Here is a 17,569-nt window from a genome sequence, read left to right as displayed (position 1 = left end):
GAGGTATGCTGCCGCGCTCGCTCACGCGGTTCGCGGGCGCACGCTCAGTTGCAGCCCCATGGCCTTGAGCACACCCATGAGGGTCGCGAGTTCCGGATTGCCCCGATCAGAGAGCGCCCGGTACAGACTCTCGCGTGAGCGCCCCGTCTCGCGGGCGATCTGCGCCATGCCCCGGGCACGGGCGATGTCCCCGATTGCGGCAGCGACAAGGGCCGGGTCGCCATCTTCCAGCACAGCCTCGATATAGGCAGCCATCGCCTCCTCGTCCTGGAGATGTTCGGCGACGTCCCAGGGCTTCGTCTCAAGAGCCATCAGACCAAACCTCCTTCACCATCTCCAGAGCCAGCGCGATGTCGCGTGCCTGTCGGCGCTTGTCCCCACCGCACAGCAGAATGACGATCTCCTGGCCCCGCTGCGTATAGTAAACCCGATATCCAGGTCCGTGATCGATCCGAAGTTCGGACACGCCCCCGGTCAGATGCCGCACATCACCGGGATTACCGAGCGAAAGACGGCGCACACGCACATCGATCCGGGCTCGGGCCTGCCGATCGGTCAAACCATCGAACCAATCGCTGTAGGTTCGGGTCTGGCGGATCGTCGGCATCGCACTTTGTAGCTTTAAGGCTACATGCGATCAAGCATTCTGCGGGGACGCCCCCTAGCCGGCCTTTGTGCGCTGCCATACCGTGCGCCGCACCAAAGCACCGACGAACCTGGAGACCGCCCCCGGTGACCGACGCGACGACCCGACCCATCACCCGCACGCCCGACCACGCCATCGACCCGATCTTCACGGAGCGCTGGTCGCCCCGCGCCTTCACCGGGGAGGCGGTGCCGGAGGCCGAGCTGCTGCGGATGTTCGAGGCCGCGCGCTGGTCGCCCTCCGCCTACAATTCCCAGCCCTGGCGCTTCCTCTACGCGCTGCGCGACACGCCGGAATGGCAGCCGCTCTTCGACCTTCTGGTGCCCGGCAACCAGAAATGGGCCAAGGATACCGGCGCCCTCGTCGTCCTCGTCTCGAATACCCGGATGAAGGTCGGCGACGAGTTCAAGCCCTCCACCAGCCACTCCCTCGACGCGGGCGCCGCCTCCCTCGCCTTCGCGCTCCAGGCCAACCGGCAGGGCTGGCACGTCCACGGCATGACCGGCTTCGACCGCGAACGGGCGGTCACGGTGCTGAACGTGCCCGAGCATCACCGGGTCGAGGCAGCCTACGGCGTCGGGCGCGCCACGCCCTGGGCGCAGCTGACCGAAGAGCAGCAGGCCAAGGAGCGCCCGAACGCCCGCCGCCCGATCACCGACTTCGCCTTCCGCGGCGGCTTTCCGCAGCGCGAAGGCTGAGTTCGCGAGGCTGAGTGTAAAAGGCGGATTGCGCCGGCCCCGGCGGGGACGGATGAGAGGCGCCCGGCCGCGCTCGGAGGCAGCGCGGCCGCAGGGTCGAGGACATTGCCGTGCTGGAGCCGGCCGACACCTACGAAGCACTCGTGGCCGATTTCCGCTGGGAAATCCCGGAGCGCTACAACATCGCGGCCGATGTCTGCGACCGCTGGGCGCTGAGCGAGCCCGACCGTACGGCGCTCCTCGTGCTCGGGCCCGACGACCGCCCCGAACCGGTGAGCTACGGCCGTCTGCGCTCCGATTCGCTGCGGCTCGCCGCGGCGCTCGCCGCGCGCGGCATCGGGCCGGGCGACCGGGTCGGGGTGCTGTTGCCGCAATCGGCGGCGGTGGTGATCACCCACTTCGCCGCCTACCGGCTCGGGGCGATCGCGCTGCCGCTCGCCGGCCTGTTCGGGGAGGCGGCCCTGCGCCATCGCCTCGGCGATTCCGGCACGCGGGCCGTCGTCACCGATGCGGCCGGCCTGGCCAAGCTGGAGCGCCTGCGGGCCGACCTGCCGGACCTTGCCCTGATCCTGTCGGTCGACGGCGCCTCCGGCCCGGCCGAGGATTTTTCCGCCGTCCTCGCCTCCGCCGCGGAGGATTGCGAGACGCGGGCCACCGGGCCCGACGACCCGGCGCTGATGATCTACACCTCCGGCACCACCGGGCTCGCCAAGGGCGCGCTGCACGGCCACCGCGTGCTGCTCGGCCACCTGCCGGGCTGGACCCTGATGCACGGCTTCCCGCCCGAGGGGACGGGCCTGATGTGGACCCCCTCCGACTGGGCCTGGGCCGGGGGGCTCCTCAACGTGCTGATGCCGTCGCTCCGCCTCGGCATGCCGGTGGTGGCCCGGCCCTTCGGCCGGTTCGAGCCGGAGGCGGCGTTCCGGCTGATGGCCGATCTCGGGGTCACCAACGCCTTCCTGCCGCCGACCGCGCTGCGGATGCTGCGCGGGGTTGCCGAGCCGCGGAAAACATTCGACCTCTCCGCCTTGCGCAACATCGCCTCGGCCGGCGAGGCGCTCGGGGCCGAGACCTTCGAATGGGCGCGAGAGGCGCTCGGCCTCGCCATCGGCGAGGCCTACGGGCAGACCGAGTGCAATCTTGTCCTCGCCTCCTGCGCCCGGGTCGGCGTGGCGCGGGCCGGCGCCACGGGCAAACCGGTGCCGGGCCACCGCGTCGCGGTCCTGCGCGAGGACGGGACCGAGGCGGATGCGGACGAGACCGGCGAGATCGCCGTGCGCGCACCCGATCCGGTGCTGTTCCTCGGCTATTGGAACCAGCCGGAGGCGACCGCGAAGAAATTCCGCGACGGTTGGTGGATGACCGGCGACCGGGCGCGCCGCGACAGCGAGGGCTATGTCCGCTTCGTCGGCCGCGAGGACGACCTCATCACCTCGGCCGCCTACCGGATCGGCCCGGCCGAGATCGAGGCCTGCCTGTGCGCCCATCCGGCGGTGGCGCTGGCCGCCGCGGTGGGCGTGCCCGACCCGCTGCGCACCGAGGTCGTGAAGGCCTTCGTGACCCTGCGCGAGGGGTTCTCACCCTCCGAGTCGCTCGCCGCCGAGATCCTCGCCTTCGCCAAAGCTCGGCTCTCGGCCCACGAGGTGCCGCGGACGCTGGCCTTCCGAGACAGCCTGCCGATGACGACGAGCGGCAAGATCATCCGGCGGCAGTTGCGGGACGAGGGCTGACGCGATCCGCGTGGTAAGACCTATATCAGGACCAATCCACCGTCACAGCGAGGTTCGGTCATGCCCGCCGCTTCCGATCCCATCGTCGTCCGTCACGAACGCGTCCTCGGCGGCCGCCCTGTCTTCCGCGGCACACGTGTGCAAGTGGAACTGCTGTTCGAAAATTTGGCGGAGGGTTACAGTCTCGACGAGATCGTCGAGAATTTCCCGACGCTGGATCGCGCCGATCTCCAGGTCGCTCTGGCGCAGGCCTGCGAGGCACTCAAGCGCGCCGCCCCCAATGTGACGGAACCGAAGGCGACCGCCGATGCGCGTGTTCCTAGATGAGAACATGCCGCGCCCGCTGCGCCACGCGCTGGCCGGGCACGAGGTCTCCTACGTCGAAAAGGAAGGCTGGAAGGGCAAGGAGAACGGCGAGTTGCTGGCTCTGGTCGAGGGGCGTTTCGACTTCATCCTGACTTCCGACGGGAACATTGCCTACCAGCAGACGCTGGCGGGACGCGCTCTCTCGATGATCGTCGTCCCAACCAACAACCTCACGCATCTGCGTGCCAATGGCGTGGCGATCCTTCAGACGCTGGACGAGATTGCTGCCCTGGATCATCGGGTCATCGTCACCCTCGATTGGCGGGGTCGCCGCAGCCTGCGCCGCCTGGATGCCGCCGGGGCGACCGCCGTCGAACTCGGTCCGGTCCGTTCCTTCCGTGGATGATGCCATCCGGCTACGCGGCTCCCCTCCGGCCCCTCTGGAATTAAACGCATAAAGACATCTTTATGTCTTGATTGCTCCCTAAGCCGACCCCTGCTACAGGGATGGCCGACCCGGCCGGGTGAACCGGCCGACGCGCCGGGCCGAAGGGCCGGAACGGCTGGCCGTTTCGCGCCGGCCACGACTGAAAGGGATACCGAGATGGCAGCTGCCAACGATTACATCGTCCGCGACATCGGGCTGGCCGATTACGGCCGCAAGGAGATCTCGATCGCCGAGACCGAGATGCCGGGCCTCATGGCGACTCGCGCCGAATACGGCGCCAGCCAGCCGCTCAAGGGCGCCAAGATCGCCGGCTCGCTGCACATGACGATCCAGACCGCGGTGCTGATCGAGACCCTGAAGCATCTCGGCGCCGACATCCGCTGGGTGTCCTGCAACATCTACTCAACCCAGGACCACGCCGCCGCCGCGATCGCCGCCGCCGGCATCCCGGTCTTCGCCGTGAAGGGCGAGACGCTGACCGAGTACTGGGACTACACCTCGAAGCTGTTCGACTGGCATGACGGCGGCATGCCGAACATGATCCTCGACGACGGCGGCGACGCCACCATGTTCGTCCATCTGGGTCTGCGCGCCGAGAACGGCGACACCGCCTTCCTCGACAAGCCGGAATCCGAGGAGGAGGAGGTCTTCTTCGCGCTCCTGAAGAAGAAGCTCGCCGAGAAGCCGAAGGGCTGGTTCGCGGGTCTGGCCGACTCGATCAAGGGCGTCTCCGAGGAGACCACCACGGGCGTGCACCGCCTCTACAACCTCGCCAAGGAGGGCAAGCTGCTCTTCCCGGCGATCAACGTCAACGACTCGGTCACCAAGTCGAAGTTCGACAACCTCTACGGCTGCAAAGAGTCGCTGGTCGACGGCATCCGCCGCGGCACCGACGTGATGATGGCCGGCAAGGTCGCCATGGTCGCCGGCTTCGGCGACGTGGGCAAGGGCTCGGCCGCTTCGCTGCGCAACGCCGGCTGCCGCGTGCTGGTCTCGGAGATCGATCCGATCTGCGCGCTCCAGGCGGCGATGGAAGGCTACGAGGTCGTCACCATGGAGGAGGCCGCCCCGCGCGCCGACATCTTCGTGACGGCCACGGGCAACAAGGACATCATCACGATCGAGCACATGCGGGCGATGAAGGACCGCGCGATCGTCTGCAACATCGGCCACTTCGACAACGAGATTCAGGTCGCCGGCCTGAAGAACCTCAAGTGGCAGAACATCAAGCCGCAGGTCGACGAGATCGAGTTCGCCGACGGCCACCGCATCATCCTCCTCTCGGAGGGCCGCCTGGTGAACCTCGGCAACGCGACCGGCCACCCGTCCTTCGTGATGTCGGCCTCGTTCACCAACCAGACGCTCGCCCAGATCGAGCTCTGGACGAACCCGGGCAAGTACGAGCGTCAGGTCTACACCCTGCCCAAGACCCTCGACGAGAAGGTCGCGGCGCTGCACCTCGAGAAGATCGGCGTGAAGCTCTCCAAGCTGCGCCCCGATCAGGCCGCCTATATCGGCGTGTCGCAGAACGGCCCGTTCAAGCCCGAGCACTACCGCTACTGATCGCTCCTCGGGCGGCCGTCCCCTCCGTGGGGGCTGCCCGGGGCCGACGGAATTTCGGTCGATGTTCACGAGAAAGCCCGGCCCCTGGTCGGGCTTTCGCCGTTTTACGCGGCGCTGTCGAGCGCCGCCGGCCGGCGATGCGAGCGGGGGCGCCCGCGATTTCCGAGCGCCGCCGGTCGCTTAGCGGCGCGGTGACGGCGGCGGCCGGGCCGCCGGATCCCTCCGGGCGACCGTCAAGGCCTCATTTGGGTGGTGTGGCTTTTGTGCGCTGTGCGCCGCCCGAATGCAGGTGCGGCGGGCTCAAGCTCATAAAGGCGCTTTCAGCCGGAATCGCCCCCGCGTTACAGTGGCGCGAATCTTCGGAAGCAGGGGCCTGCGCGGCGGTGAAAAGCCGGACGCGGCGGCCGGTGTTTGCCCGGCGCGTTGCAGGCGCCGTTCCACGTGGTGGACCGGTGCTCCGCGGGGCGGCGGGTTTGGGGTGGGGGCGGGACATGGGTCTGGAACGGGCGGCGCGCGTCCTGTCGCGCGTCGGCGTCCTCGTCGTCGCGGCACCGTTCGCGGCACGCGCCGAGGGCGCTCCGTCCATCGAAGCGAGGCCGATGCTGGGAGCGATGCACACGCACAACGTTGCCGGCCTCGCCGTCATCCTCGGCCTGATCCTGTTCGCGACCATCCTGTCGCTGGTCTACCTGCGCGAGCGCGTCGGCTGGATGCGCAAGGAGCGCGCGCTTCAGGACGAACTCACCGATCTGCGCGGCGCGCACGACCGGGCCGAGATGCTGCTCCATTCCGAGCGCCAAGTCCTCGTCGCCTGGGCCGGGCGCGGCGAGCCGATGATCGTGGGCGATCCGGCTTTCGCCCAGGACCTTCGGAACCAGGACCTTCGGAATCAGGACCTGCGAAACCCGGATCTGCGGAACCAGGAGTTGCGCGGCTACGAGGCCTGGGGGCAGGATCCGCAGGGGGCTCCGCGCGGCTCGCGGCACCTGCTCACCTTCGGCACCTGGCTCGCCGCTCAGGACGCGCAGCTGCTCGAGGCGGCGGTGGCGACCCTGCGCGAGCGCGGCACCGGCTTCCGGATGAACCTGCGCAGCCTCGCCGGGCGCTTCATCGAGGCGCAGGGGCAGGCGGTGGGCGGCCGGGCGCTGCTGCGCCTGCGCGAGACCACCGAGGAGCGCCGTGAGCTGATCGAGCTGCGCCACAGGCTGGAGGAAGCCAAGCGCGGCCTCTCCGCGCTTGCCGGCCTGCTCGACGCGCTGCCGCAGCCGGTCTGGCACCGCGACACGGCCGGGGCGCTCGCCTTCGTCAACACCGCCTACGCCGCCGCCGTGGAGGCGCCCAACCGCGAAGCCGCCCTCAGCCACGGCCTGGAACTGCTCGATCGGAGCGCCCGCGAGCAGATCGCCCGGCAGACGGGCCGGCCGGGGCTCGTCGCGCAGCCTCTGCGTCTGTCGGCGGTGGTGGCGGGTGCCCGCCGCACCCTCGACGTGAGCGAGAGCACCCTGGAGACCGGCCGCGTCGGCATCGCCGTCGACGTCTCGGAGCTGGAGAGCGTGCGCGCCGACCTGCAGCGGCAAATGGACGCCAACGTCCGCACCCTCGACCAGTTGCCGACCGCGGTGGCGATGTTCGATGCGCGCCAGCGCCTGATCTTCCACAATGCCGCCTACCAGCGCCTGTGGGATCTCGATCCGGCCTTCCTCGAAGGCCGCCCTCTCGACGGCGAGATCCTCGACCGGCTGCGCGCCGCCCGCAAACTGCCCGAGCAGGCCGATTTCCGCTCGTGGAAGACCGATGTGCTCGCCGCCTACCGCGCGGTCGAGCCGACCGACACGCCCTGGTACCTGCCCGACGGGCGGACGCTGCGCGTCGTCGCCGATCCCAACCCGCAGGGCGGCCTGACCTATCTCTACCACGACGTCTCGGAGAGCATGAAGCTCGCCTCGCGCTACGACGCGCTGATGAAGGAGCAGGCCGAGACCCTGGAGGCGCTCAAGGAGCCGGTGGCGGTGTTCGGCGCAGACGGGCGCCTGACGGTGGCCAACCGTGCCTTCGCCGCGACCTGGCGCCTCGATCCGGCGACGCTCGCGGGCAAGCCGCATGTCGACGCGGTGATCGCCGCCTGCCGGGCGCTGACCCCGGACCAGAGCCCCTGGGCCGGCATCCGGCAATCCATCACCGGCCTTTCCGAAACCCGCAGCGGCCATGCCTGCCGCCTCGACATCAACGACGGCACCGTCCTCGACTGCTCCTCGCAGCCGCTGCCGCTCGGCGCCACACTGCTGACCTTCATCGACGTGACCGCGAGCGCCAATGTCGAGCGGGCGCTGACCGAGAAGAACGACGCCCTGGAGCGTGCCTCGCAGCTGCGCGACACCTTCGTCCACCACGTCTCCTACGAGCTGCGCTCGCCGCTCACCAACATCATCGGCTTCACCCAACTTCTCGGCGACGAGACCGTCGGCGCGCTCAACGAGCGCCAGCGCGAATATTCCGAGCACATCATGCGCTCGTCGGCGGCGCTCCTCGTCATCATCAACGATATCCTCGACCTCGCCTCGATCGATGCCGGCTCGCTCGAACTCCAGCGCGAGACCATCGACGTGCGCGCCACCGTGGACGCCGCCGTGCGCGGCATCGAGGACCGGCTGGCGGAGTCCGATATCCGCCTCGACCTCGACGTGCCGGAGGGCGTCGGCAGCGTCTTCGCCGACGGCAAGCGGGTGCGCCAGATCCTATTTAACCTGCTCTCCAACGCCGTCGGCTTCTCCGAGCCCGGCCAGCAGGTCCGCGTCGAGGCGCGGCGCGAGGGCGCGGAACTGCGGCTGACGGTGATCGACCGCGGCCGCGGCATCGCGCCCGAGGTCATCGACCGGGTGTTCGACCGGTTCGAGAGCAACACGCTCGGCACCAAACATCGCGGCGTCGGCCTCGGCCTGTCGATCGTGCGCTCCTTCGTCGAGCTGCATGGCGGCCGGGTCGAGATCCACTCGGCGCCGGGCACGGGCACGCGCGTCACCTGCCTGTTCCCGGTCGAGCCGCCGCCGGGCAACGGCCGTCTCGCCGAGGCCGCCGAGTAGGATCGCGCGTTCACGGAATCGGGATGAGGTCGGCGGCCGTCGATGGGCAGGGCTCACCGCGGGCGCCGAAAATGGTTAAACATCCCCCGCTAGGATGGTCGAGGCTTCATCCTGATCGGGGTGGCCGGTCTTGGCCTTGGGGAGGATTGGGGCGTTGAGCGAGGTTCCGGACGGCACGGCGGGAAGCCCGCAGCCCGGCCCGTCGCAGGGCGAGGCCCCGCCCGCGGCGCCGCGGCGCGCCGCCTGGGAGGTGCTGCTGCCCGAGGAGAGCGCCACCGAGGACATGGCCGCCTTCCTCGCCGGCATCCTCCGGCCCGGCGACCTTGTGGCCCTCTCCGGCGGGCTCGGCGCGGGCAAGACCACGCTCGCCCGCGCGATGATCCGCGAGCTGGCCGGCGATCCCGCACTCGAAGTGCCGAGCCCGACCTTCACCCTGATGCAGCCCTACGAGACGCGCTCGGGCCGCAGCGTGATCCATGCCGACCTCTACCGCCTGCGCGGGCCGGACGAATTGGTGGAACTCGGCTTCGACGAACTCTCCGAGACCGCGATCACCCTGGTCGAGTGGCCCGAGCGGCTGGGCGTGCGCGAAAACCCCACGCTCACCGTCGAGCTGTCGCTCCGGGCGGAGTTCGGCGAGGAGGCCCGCCTCGTGCGGATCGACGGCAGCGGCGAGATGCGCGAACGGCTGCAGCGCGCCCGCGCCGTCCGGGCGCTTCTCGCCCGCAGTGGCTGGGACGAGGCCGACCGGGTGCTGATGCAGGGCGACGCCTCGGCCCGCGCCTACGAGCGGCTGGTGAAGCCGAACGGCGAGACCGCCGTGCTGATGATCTCGCCCCCCCGGCCCGACGGGCCGCCGGTGAAGGACGGCAAGCCCTACAGCGCCATCGTCAAGCTCGCCGAGAGCGTCCACGCCTTCGTCGGCATGGACCGGGCGCTGCGGGCGATCGGCTTCTCGGCTCCCAAGATCCTGGGCGAGAACCTCGAGGCCGGCCTGCTGATCCTGGAGGATCTCGGCACCGAGCCGGTGATCGAGAACGGCGCGCCGCGGCCCGAGCGCTACGCCGAGGCCGTGCGGCTGCTGGCCAAGCTCCACGCCACCGACCTGCCCACCACCGTGCCGGTGAGCGAGGGGATCGACCACGTCATCCCGCCCTACGACCTCGAAGCGCTGCTGTTCGAGGCGGATCTGCTGCCGGAATGGTACGCCCCCGCGATCCGTGGCACGAGCCTGTCGCCGGCGGCGCGCGGCGCCTTCCGCGACCTGTGGGCCGACGCGCTGAAGGAGCTGGTGGCCGAGCCCGCCACCTGGACCCTGCGCGACTACCACTCGCCCAACCTGATCTGGCTGCCCGACCGGACCGGGCTGGAGCGGGTCGGCGTGATCGACTTCCAGGACGCGGTGATGGGCCACCCGGCCTACGACGTCGCCTCGCTGTTGCAGGACGCGCGGGTCGATGCCAGCGCGGATTTCGAGCTGCGTCTCCTCGGCCTCTACATCCGCGAGCGCCGCGGCCGGGATATCGGCTTCGACATGCAAGCCTTCGCCCGCGCCTACGCGGTGCTGGCGGCCCAGCGCGCCACCAAGATCCTCGGCATCTTCGCCCGCCTGGACAAGCGCGACGGCAAGCCGGGCTACCTCGCCCACCTGCCGCGGATCGAGGGCTATCTCGCGCGCAATCTCGCCCATCCGGCGCTGGCAGGGCTGCGGACCTGGCACGAGACCCATCTGCCGAGCCTCGTCGCACCGCGGCCGGACGCCGACCCCGCCCCCTGAGTGCTCTCCCCTCGAACCGGCCCGCGAACGCGTCATGAGCGACGAGCAGAATCCCAAGAAGATCACCCGCGCCTTCGTGCTCGCGGCGGGCCTGGGCAAGCGCATGCGCCCGATCACCGCGACGCTGCCCAAGCCCCTGGTCGAGGTCGCCGGCAAGGCGCTGATCGACCACGCCCTCGACCGGGCGGCGGCGGGGGGCATCGAGACGGCGGTGGTCAACGTCCACTGGCTCGCCGACCTGATGGAGGGTCACCTCACCCATCGCACGGGCGCGCCGGAGATCGTCGTCTCCGACGAGCGCGACGCGCTGCTCGAGACCGGCGGCGGCGTGAAGCGGGCGATCGACCGGTTCGGGCACGAGCCCTTCGTGGTGTTCAACTCGGATTCGTTCTGGCTGGAGGGGCCGCGGCCCAATCTCGGCCGGCTGATCGAGGCCTGGGATCCGGACACGACCGACATCCTGCTCCTCGTCGCCCCGACCGCGACGAGCCTCGGCTACGACGGGGCGGGCGATTTCTACATGGACGCGGACGGCCGCCTGTCGTGGCGCGGCGAGCGAGAGGTCGCGCCCTTCATCTATGCCGGCGTGGCGATCCTGAAGCCGGAGCTGTTCGCCGACACGCCGGAGGGTCCGTTCTCGCTGACCCTGCTCTTCGACCGGGCGATCCGACGCAACCGCCTCAAGGGTCTGCGCCTCGACGGGCAGTGGCTGCATGTCGGCACGCCGGAGGCGATTCAAGCCGCCGAGGCGCGGGTGCGGGACAGCGCGCGGATCGTTTGACCGGCATCCCCGTTGTCGGGGCTCCGAGATGGGGTTTTGTCGGGCAGGATTTTTTCAGGACATGGGTCTTCTTCACGACGCGGTCGAGCGCTTCCGCACCACCCTCAAGGCCTATGCCGGCGACGAGTCGCTGATGCAGGCGGCGGTCTCGGCCTGCGCCAATGTCGCGGTCGCCGACGGCGAACTGATGAGTGAGGAATTCGAGACGGCTTTGGCCGGAATCCGCGCGAACCCGATCATCGAGAAGGGCTATGACAGCCTGATGCTGGAACACGCCCTCTACGAGGCGCTCGGCCGCGCCCGCACCCGCGCCGGCCGCGCGGAGAACCTCGTGCGGATCGGCGCCATCGCGGAGCGGCCGGAGGAGCAGCGCCGCAACGTCTTCCTCGTCGCTACGGATGTCGCCGACCACGAGGGCATCGGACGCGAGGAGCACGCGGCCCTGGCCGAGGTCGGCGCCGCACTCCGGCTCGACGGGAACGCGCTGCTCCAGCGGTTTCCGGAGGTGTGAGCCGTCGGCCGACCGGTGCGCGGCAGCATCCGGTCGTCAAAATCCCATCGATCCCGCTCATCCCCCCTTAAGCCTCTTTCTCAAGCGCCGCTTCACGCGCGGCTGGCACTGTCGATCCCCTGACGCGCCGGGCTTCCGGCACGGGCAGCCTTGGGGGACGAGCGTGGAACCGATGACCCTTGCGGTGAGCGTGATGGGCCTGAGCATCGCGGGTGCGATGCTGGCGCTGATCCTGGTCTCGCTCCGCCGCCGCGAGCCGGTCGTGCCGGATTCCGACATCGCCGAAGCGCTTCAGGACCGGCTCTGGCAGATCGCCGAGAGCGAGGAGCGCTACCGGGTGCTGGTGGAGGCTACGACCCAGGCCGTGGTGCAGCGGGACGGGCAGGGGCGGATCACCTTCGCCAGCGAGGGCTTCGCCGCGCTGCTCGGCGTGAAGCCGCTGGAGCTGATCGGCTCGACCCTGACGCCGCAGGTGATCGAGCGCGGCGCCAGCGAGCAGCGCCCCGACGGCGTGCGGGTGGTGGAGGAGCGTCTGGTGCCGGTGGACGGGGTGCCGCGCTGGTTCTCGTTCATCGAGATGCCGGCGGCCGGCCGTACCGACGGTCCGAGCTGGCTCCGGGCGGGGCAGGACGTGACCGGGCGCGTCGAGGCGGCCCGCTCGCTGGACGAGGCGAAGAGCCGGGCCGAGGCCGCCAACGTCGCGAAATCCCGATTCCTCGCCACCGTCAGCCACGAACTGCGCACGCCGCTCAACGGCATCCTCGGCATGGCCGACCTGCTGCTCGACACGCCGCTCAATCCGGAGCAGCGCACCTATGTCGAGGCCTTCCGCACCAGCGGCAAGGCCTTGCTCGGCCTCGTCGACGGCATCCTCGACTTCTCCCGCATCGAGGCCGGCCGCCTCGACCTCGCCGCCGAGCCCTTCGACGTCGCCGCCCTGGTCGAGGGCGTGGTCGAGCTGCTGGCCCCGCGGGCGCAGGACAAGGGCCTGGAGATCGCCCTCGACATCGCCGACGATCTCACCGCCTTGCGCGTGGGCGATGCCGACCGGGTGCGGCAGATCCTCGTGAATCTGGCCGGCAACGCCATCAAGTTCACGCAAGCCGGCGGCGTCGGCGTCAGCCTCGCCCGGGCGGGGGAGGGGCAACGGGAAGGGTTCGTCCTCACGATCGAGGATACCGGACCGGGCATCCCGGAGGAGCGTATCCCGATCCTGTTCGAGGAATTCGAGCAGGGCGAGGACAGCGCCAGCCACGAGGGCACCGGGCTGGGGCTGGCCATCACCCGCCGCCTCGTGGAGCGCATGAACGGCACGATCGAGGCCCGATCGACCGTGGGACGCGGCTCGATCTTCCGGGTCGTGCTGCCGCTGCCGGCGGCGGAGGGAGCGCCGGTCCCCGTCCCCCAACCCACCCTGGCCCCGCGGAAAATCCTGATCGTGGCAGCCTCGCCCTACCAAGCGCCGTTCCTGGCGCGGCGGCTCAGCCGCTCGGGCGCGGCGGCGGTGGTCGTGGACAGTGCGGAAGCCGGCCTTGACGCGCTGTCGGGGGTTGCCTTCGACGCGCTCATCGCCGACCGCAGCCTGGGCGACGCGGCCGTGCGGCGGCTCGCGGCGGAGGCCGCCCGCAGCGGCGTGCGCTGCAGCCTGATCCTGCTCTCGCCCTTCGACCGGCGGGAATTCGGCGCGCCGAGCGCCAAGGGCTTCGACAGCTACCTGATCAAGCCGGTGCGCGCCCGCTCCCTGTTCGACCGTCTGCTGGAGCCGAGACCCACGCCGGCCCGCGGTACCGCCGATGCCCCGGCCCTGCCTGCGCCGGTTCAATCCGAGCCGGTCCAATCCGCAATGGCGCAATCCGGGCCGGGCCGCCGCGTGCTGCTGGCGGAGGACAACCCGATCAATGCCCTGCTCGCGACCAAGGCGCTGGAGCGGCTCGGCGCGCAGGTGATCCTCGCCCGCGACGGCCTCGAGACGCTGGCGGCGGTGGACGGGCAGGGGCCGTTCGACCTCGCGCTGATCGACATCCGCATGCCCGGCCTCGACGGCCTGGAGGTGGCCCGCCGCATCCGCGCCCGCGAGGCCGAGACCGGTGCCGAGCCGCTCCATCTCGTGGCGCTCACCGCCAATACCGGCCGCGAGGACGTGACCGCCGCCTTCGCGGCGGGCTTCGACAACTTCCTGCCCAAACCCCTCAACCTGCGGGCCCTGCCGGGGCTGCTGAACCGCCGCGCCGAGGCGGCCTGAGCGGCGGCCCGGACGGAAAAGAGGAATTCATCCCCTCGCCCTGGTGCAAATTCTGCCTCATGGTCCAGCGCCGAACCGACGGGGAGCGCATGACCGGACCGCAGGCACGTTTCCGCAAGGCATCGCCGGGGAGGGCCCGGCGATGAAATCGCTTCAATGGCTCGCGGCCCTTCCCTTCCTCGGGATGATGGCCGGTCCGTTCTTCCTCAACCGGGTCGAGCCGCTGGTGCTCGGCATGCCGCTGCTGCTGGCGTGGCTCGTCGGCTGCACGGTCGCGACCTCGGCGATCATGGCGCTGATCTACCTCACCGATCCCGCCAATCGGGAACCGGGAGAGGAGCCATGAACGCGGCGCTTCCGATCATCGCGCTCGCCGTCCTTGTGGCGCTCGGTCTGGGCCTGCGGGCGCGGTCGGGCCACGACATGGACATGGAGCAGTGGAGCGTGGGCAAGCGCGGCTTCGGCACGCTGCTCGTCTTCCTGCTGATGGCGGGCGAGATCTACACCACCTTCACCTTCCTCGGCGGCTCGGGCTGGGCCTACGGCAAGGGCGGGCCGACCTACTACATCCTCTGCTACCTGACGCTGATCTACGTCATCTCCTACTGGATCCTGCCGCCGGCCTGGCGCTTCGCCAAGGAGCGCAACCTGTTCTCGCAGCCCGATTATTTCGCGGCGCGCTACGACAGCAAAAGCCTCGGCATCCTCGTGGCGCTCGTCGGGATCGTGGCGCTGGTCCCCTACATGGTGCTCCAGTTGAAGGGGCTCGGCATCATCGTCGCCACCGCCTCCTACGGGGCGATCTCGCCGACGCTGGCGATCTGGATCGGCGCGGCCGTGCTCACCGTCTACGTCATGGTCTCGGGCGTGCGCGGCTCGGCCTGGACCGCCGTGCTCAAGGACTTCATGATCCTGTTCGTGGTGCTGTTTCTGGGGATCTACCTGCCCTATCACTACTATGGCGGCATCGGCGCGATGTTCACCGCGATCGATGGGGCCAAGCCCGGCTTCCTGGCGCTGCCGGATCGCGGCCAGAGCGCGACATGGTTCGCCTCGACCACCCTGCTCACGGCGCTGGGCGGCTGGATGTTTCCGCACATCTTCGCCTCGATCTACACCGCGAGCGACGAACGCACCTTCCGGCGCAACGCGGTGTTCCTGCCGCTCTACCAGCTCATGCTGCTGTTCGTGTTCTTCGCGGGCTTCGCCGCGGTGCTGCAGGTGCCGGGGCTGACGGGGCCGGACGTCGATCTCTCGCTCTTCAAGATCGCGCTCCAGACCTTCCCGCCGTGGTTCGTCGGCGTCATCGGCGCCACCGGCGTACTGACCGCACTGGTGCCGGGTTCCATGATCCTGATCGCCGGCTCGACGCTGATCGCGCAGAACCTCTACCGGCCGCTGGCGCGCAACGCGACCGACGCCACCACCGGCCGGCTCGCCAAGGGAATCGCGCCGCTGCTGGCGCTCGCCTGCGTCGGCTTCACCCTCTACGGCGGCGAGACCATCGTGCAACTGCTGCTGATCGGCTACGCCGTCGTGACGCAGCTGTTTCCGGCCTTCTTCTTCAGCCTCCTGCCCAACAACCCGCTGACGCGGGCGGGGGCGATGGCCGGCATCCTGGCGGGCGTCGCCGCCGTGGCGGTGACGGTGGTCGGCGGCTACACCCTGGCCAAGCTGTTCCCCGACCTGCCGGGACCGGTGCAGGATCTCAATATCGGCGTCGTGGCCCTGGCGCTCAACCTCGCGGTGGCCTTCGCCGTCAGCCTCGCGGGGCGGGGGGCACGGCGGACGGCGATGCCGTAAGCCTTCGACCCGGGAAGGGCGGCGCGCCATCGACCGAGCCGTCGCGTCCCCGCGGTCATTCCGGGGCGCCGCAGGCGAACCCGGAATGACGGTCCGTCGAGGCCGGACGCACCCGCAAACAGGGGCGGAGGCTCAGCGCCCGGCCGGCGCCGTCGCGCCCGGACGCTCCTCCACCGCAGCGGGCGCGGATCCGTCCTCCCGCACGTCCTCGAAGCCCGCGCCGGTCCAGACCCGCACGGTGACGGTGGCGCGGCCGTCCTCGATGACGATGCGGTTGTAGGCGTTGGGCTCGTTGCCGCGCAGCCGCGTCGAGGTGGCCGAGCCCGCCTGGACGGCGAGCAGCCGCGTGCCGCCGGCCTGCGCCGAGCCGCGATCGACGGCGACGCTGTCGGGTTCGGCACCGGTCTCCGGCGCCTCGGCGAAGCGGGCGTAGTGGCGGTGGAGATGGCCGGCGAGCGTCAGCCCGACGCCGTGGCGGCGGAAGGCATCGAGCGCCTCGTCGGCGCGGCCGACGAGGCGGGCCTCCGCGTCCCAGGGCGGCGGCATGAACGGATGATGCCCGACCACGATCCGGAAGACGTGTTCCGGCAAAGCCGCCAGCCGCTCCTCGGTGCGGGCGATCTGTGCGCGGGTGATCTTCCCTTGAGACCAGTCGGTCTCCGGCGCCCAGGTGCGCACCGTGTTGAGGCAGACCACCGCGATCTCGTCGTCGAGGAAGGTCGGTTCGGTGTCCCGCGCGATGAACCGGCGGTAGCGTCCGAACGGGTGGAAGAAGCGGGTGAAGAGCTTGAAATAGGCGATGTCGTGATTGCCCGGCACCGCGATCCAGGGCGCGGTGAGCCCGTCGAGGAAGGCGCGCGCCTCCACGTATTCCTTGCGCCGGGCCCGCATGGTGAAGTCGCCCGATGCCACGATCAGGTCCGGCGGATCGCGATTCAGCTCGGCGGCGAGCGCGTCGACCACCGCCGTATCGGTGCGCCCGAAATGCAGGTCGGAAATATGGGCGATCCGTCTCACCGGACCGGCTCCGGCACGATCACGGTGAGCGCGCGGGGCATCAGGCGGTAGCGCAGGGGCGGGGCGATCAAGCGAACCTCTCCATCGTTCATCACCCGCAGCGCCCGCCGCCGGGCGGCGACGGCGAACCGGGTCGCGCCGCGGCGCTCCAGATCCGGCCCGTCGCGCCAGCGGCCGAGTCCGAACCCGAGCGCCAGCCGGGCGAGGCGCCACGGCGAGAGCCGGCGGGCGATGTAGAGCGTCAACTCACCGCCATCGACCTGGCTCCGCTCCAGAAGCTTTCCCGGTGCTTGCGCGTAGTCGTTGTTGACGACCGCGAGCAGGCGGACGCGCCGCCGGGTCCGCCGTCCGCTCTCCGAGATCACCGCGGAGAGGGGCGGGTAGGGGCCGAGATGGCGCAGGATCGCCACCGCCAGACGCAGCAGGGCCGACGGGCCGAGGCGCCGCCCGCGGAACCCCTCGCGGTGGCGGGCCATGCGGGCGGGCATGCCGAGCACCGAGTTGATGAGAAAGACGTGGCCGTTGACGCGGCCGACATCGATGGCGCGCGCATGCCCGGCCCGCAGCACGGCGATGGCGCCATCGAGATCGAGCGGGATGCCGAGATCCTTGGCCAGCAGGTTCATGGTGCCGAGGGGCAGGATGCCGAGCGCCACGCCGCTTCCCGCCAGCACGCCGGCCGCGCCGTTGAGCGTGCCGTCGCCGCCCGCCACCACCACCGCCCCGACGCCCTCGGTGCGGAGCGCGGCCCGCAGGCGCTCCGGCAGGGCGAGGCTCTCGTCCGGCTCCGGCGCGAGGTCGAGGCCCGCCGCCGTCAGGCGTGCGCGGATCGCGTCCGGCCTCAGACCGTCGGCGAAGGCGCCCGACGCGGCGTTGACGACGAGGACGATCCGCATGCCGTTCGGTGACTCGCCTGTGTCCGGCCCGTGACGGTACGGACATGGCAGGCGCGGGCGTCGGGCGTGTG

The 17,569-nt window shown here is 70.5% G+C and carries 16 protein-coding genes; 12 read left to right on the top strand and 4 right to left on the bottom strand.

Annotated elements, in window-relative coordinates; translation table 11 throughout:
* Positions 1-21 precede the first annotated feature (21 nt).
* Both HNR51_RS04175 and HNR51_RS04170 read right to left on the bottom strand, forming a co-directional pair.
* A complete protein-coding gene (locus HNR51_RS04175) occupies positions 22-312 on the bottom strand; it encodes an addiction module antidote protein (protein WP_012456643.1) in 291 nt (96 codons plus the stop codon).
* Positions 302-607: a type II toxin-antitoxin system RelE/ParE family toxin gene (locus tag HNR51_RS04170; protein WP_182554071.1), complete on the bottom strand. Its 306-nt coding sequence runs from the start codon at positions 605-607 to the stop codon at positions 302-304. Before HNR51_RS04170 ends, HNR51_RS04175 begins: the two co-directional genes overlap by 11 nt.
* A gap of 125 nt (positions 608-732) precedes the next feature.
* Between HNR51_RS04170 and HNR51_RS04165 the strand changes: the two genes are divergently transcribed.
* The 12 genes from HNR51_RS04165 (at position 733) to HNR51_RS04110 (ending at position 15,585) form a co-directional block, all read left to right on the top strand.
* Complete coding sequence (locus tag HNR51_RS04165; RefSeq protein WP_012456641.1) at positions 733-1,344, top strand: nitroreductase family protein; 612 nt, start codon at positions 733-735, stop codon at positions 1,342-1,344.
* Positions 1,345-1,454: 110 nt separating this feature from the next.
* Positions 1,455-3,074: an AMP-binding protein gene (locus tag HNR51_RS04160; RefSeq protein WP_239681462.1), complete on the top strand. Its 1,620-nt coding sequence runs from the start codon at positions 1,455-1,457 to the stop codon at positions 3,072-3,074.
* 60 nt (positions 3,075-3,134) lie between these two features.
* A complete protein-coding gene (locus tag HNR51_RS04155) occupies positions 3,135-3,401 on the top strand; it encodes a DUF433 domain-containing protein (RefSeq protein ID WP_012456639.1) in 267 nt (88 codons plus the stop codon).
* Between the two features lie 4 nt (positions 3,402-3,405).
* Entirely contained in the window at positions 3,406-3,786 is a 381-nt protein-coding gene (locus tag HNR51_RS04150; protein WP_182554070.1) for a hypothetical protein, read from the top strand.
* Between the two features lie 198 nt (positions 3,787-3,984).
* Positions 3,985-5,391: an adenosylhomocysteinase gene (gene ahcY / locus HNR51_RS04145; RefSeq protein ID WP_012456637.1), complete on the top strand. Its 1,407-nt coding sequence runs from the start codon at positions 3,985-3,987 to the stop codon at positions 5,389-5,391.
* A gap of 491 nt (positions 5,392-5,882) precedes the next feature.
* On the top strand, positions 5,883-8,471 hold the full coding sequence (locus HNR51_RS04140; protein ID WP_182554069.1) for a sensor histidine kinase: 2,589 nt from the start codon (positions 5,883-5,885) through the stop codon (positions 8,469-8,471).
* A 154-nt stretch (positions 8,472-8,625) separates the two neighbouring features.
* Positions 8,626-10,248, top strand: a complete 1,623-nt coding sequence (tsaE, locus tag HNR51_RS04135) for a tRNA (adenosine(37)-N6)-threonylcarbamoyltransferase complex ATPase subunit type 1 TsaE (RefSeq protein ID WP_182554068.1) — start codon at positions 8,626-8,628, stop codon at positions 10,246-10,248.
* 34 nt (positions 10,249-10,282) lie between these two features.
* Entirely contained in the window at positions 10,283-11,029 is a 747-nt protein-coding gene (locus tag HNR51_RS04130) for a nucleotidyltransferase family protein (RefSeq protein WP_182554067.1), read from the top strand.
* Between the two features lie 61 nt (positions 11,030-11,090).
* A complete protein-coding gene (locus HNR51_RS04125; protein WP_012456633.1) occupies positions 11,091-11,540 on the top strand; it encodes a tellurite resistance TerB family protein in 450 nt (149 codons plus the stop codon).
* Between the two features lie 172 nt (positions 11,541-11,712).
* On the top strand, positions 11,713-13,782 hold the full coding sequence (locus HNR51_RS04120; protein ID WP_182554066.1) for an ATP-binding protein: 2,070 nt from the start codon (positions 11,713-11,715) through the stop codon (positions 13,780-13,782).
* A gap of 142 nt (positions 13,783-13,924) precedes the next feature.
* Positions 13,925-14,128 carry a DUF3311 domain-containing protein gene (locus HNR51_RS04115; RefSeq protein ID WP_182554065.1) on the top strand — a complete coding sequence of 68 codons (204 nt, stop codon included), beginning with the start codon at positions 13,925-13,927 and terminating at the stop codon, positions 14,126-14,128.
* Positions 14,125-15,585, top strand: a complete 1,461-nt coding sequence (locus tag HNR51_RS04110) for a sodium:solute symporter family protein (RefSeq protein WP_182554064.1) — start codon at positions 14,125-14,127, stop codon at positions 15,583-15,585. The genes HNR51_RS04115 and HNR51_RS04110 overlap by 4 nt, the downstream gene beginning before the upstream one ends.
* Positions 15,586-15,717: 132 nt before the next feature.
* On the opposite strand, the gene HNR51_RS04105 is transcribed toward HNR51_RS04110, so the two are convergent.
* Positions 15,718-16,602 carry a metallophosphoesterase family protein gene (locus HNR51_RS04105; protein ID WP_012456629.1) on the bottom strand — a complete coding sequence of 295 codons (885 nt, stop codon included), beginning with the start codon at positions 16,600-16,602 and terminating at the stop codon, positions 15,718-15,720.
* Complete coding sequence (locus HNR51_RS04100; RefSeq protein ID WP_182554063.1) at positions 16,599-17,498, bottom strand: diacylglycerol/lipid kinase family protein; 900 nt, start codon at positions 17,496-17,498, stop codon at positions 16,599-16,601. Before HNR51_RS04100 ends, HNR51_RS04105 begins: the two co-directional genes overlap by 4 nt.
* Positions 17,499-17,569 lie beyond the last annotated feature (71 nt).

Source organism: Methylorubrum thiocyanatum (assembly GCA_014138645.1).
In the GTDB taxonomy this organism is placed as follows: Bacteria; Pseudomonadota; Alphaproteobacteria; order Rhizobiales; family Beijerinckiaceae; genus Methylobacterium; species Methylobacterium thiocyanatum.
The sequence above is the reverse complement of the archived record's forward strand: the minus strand, read 5'-3'. Positions and strand labels throughout refer to the sequence as shown.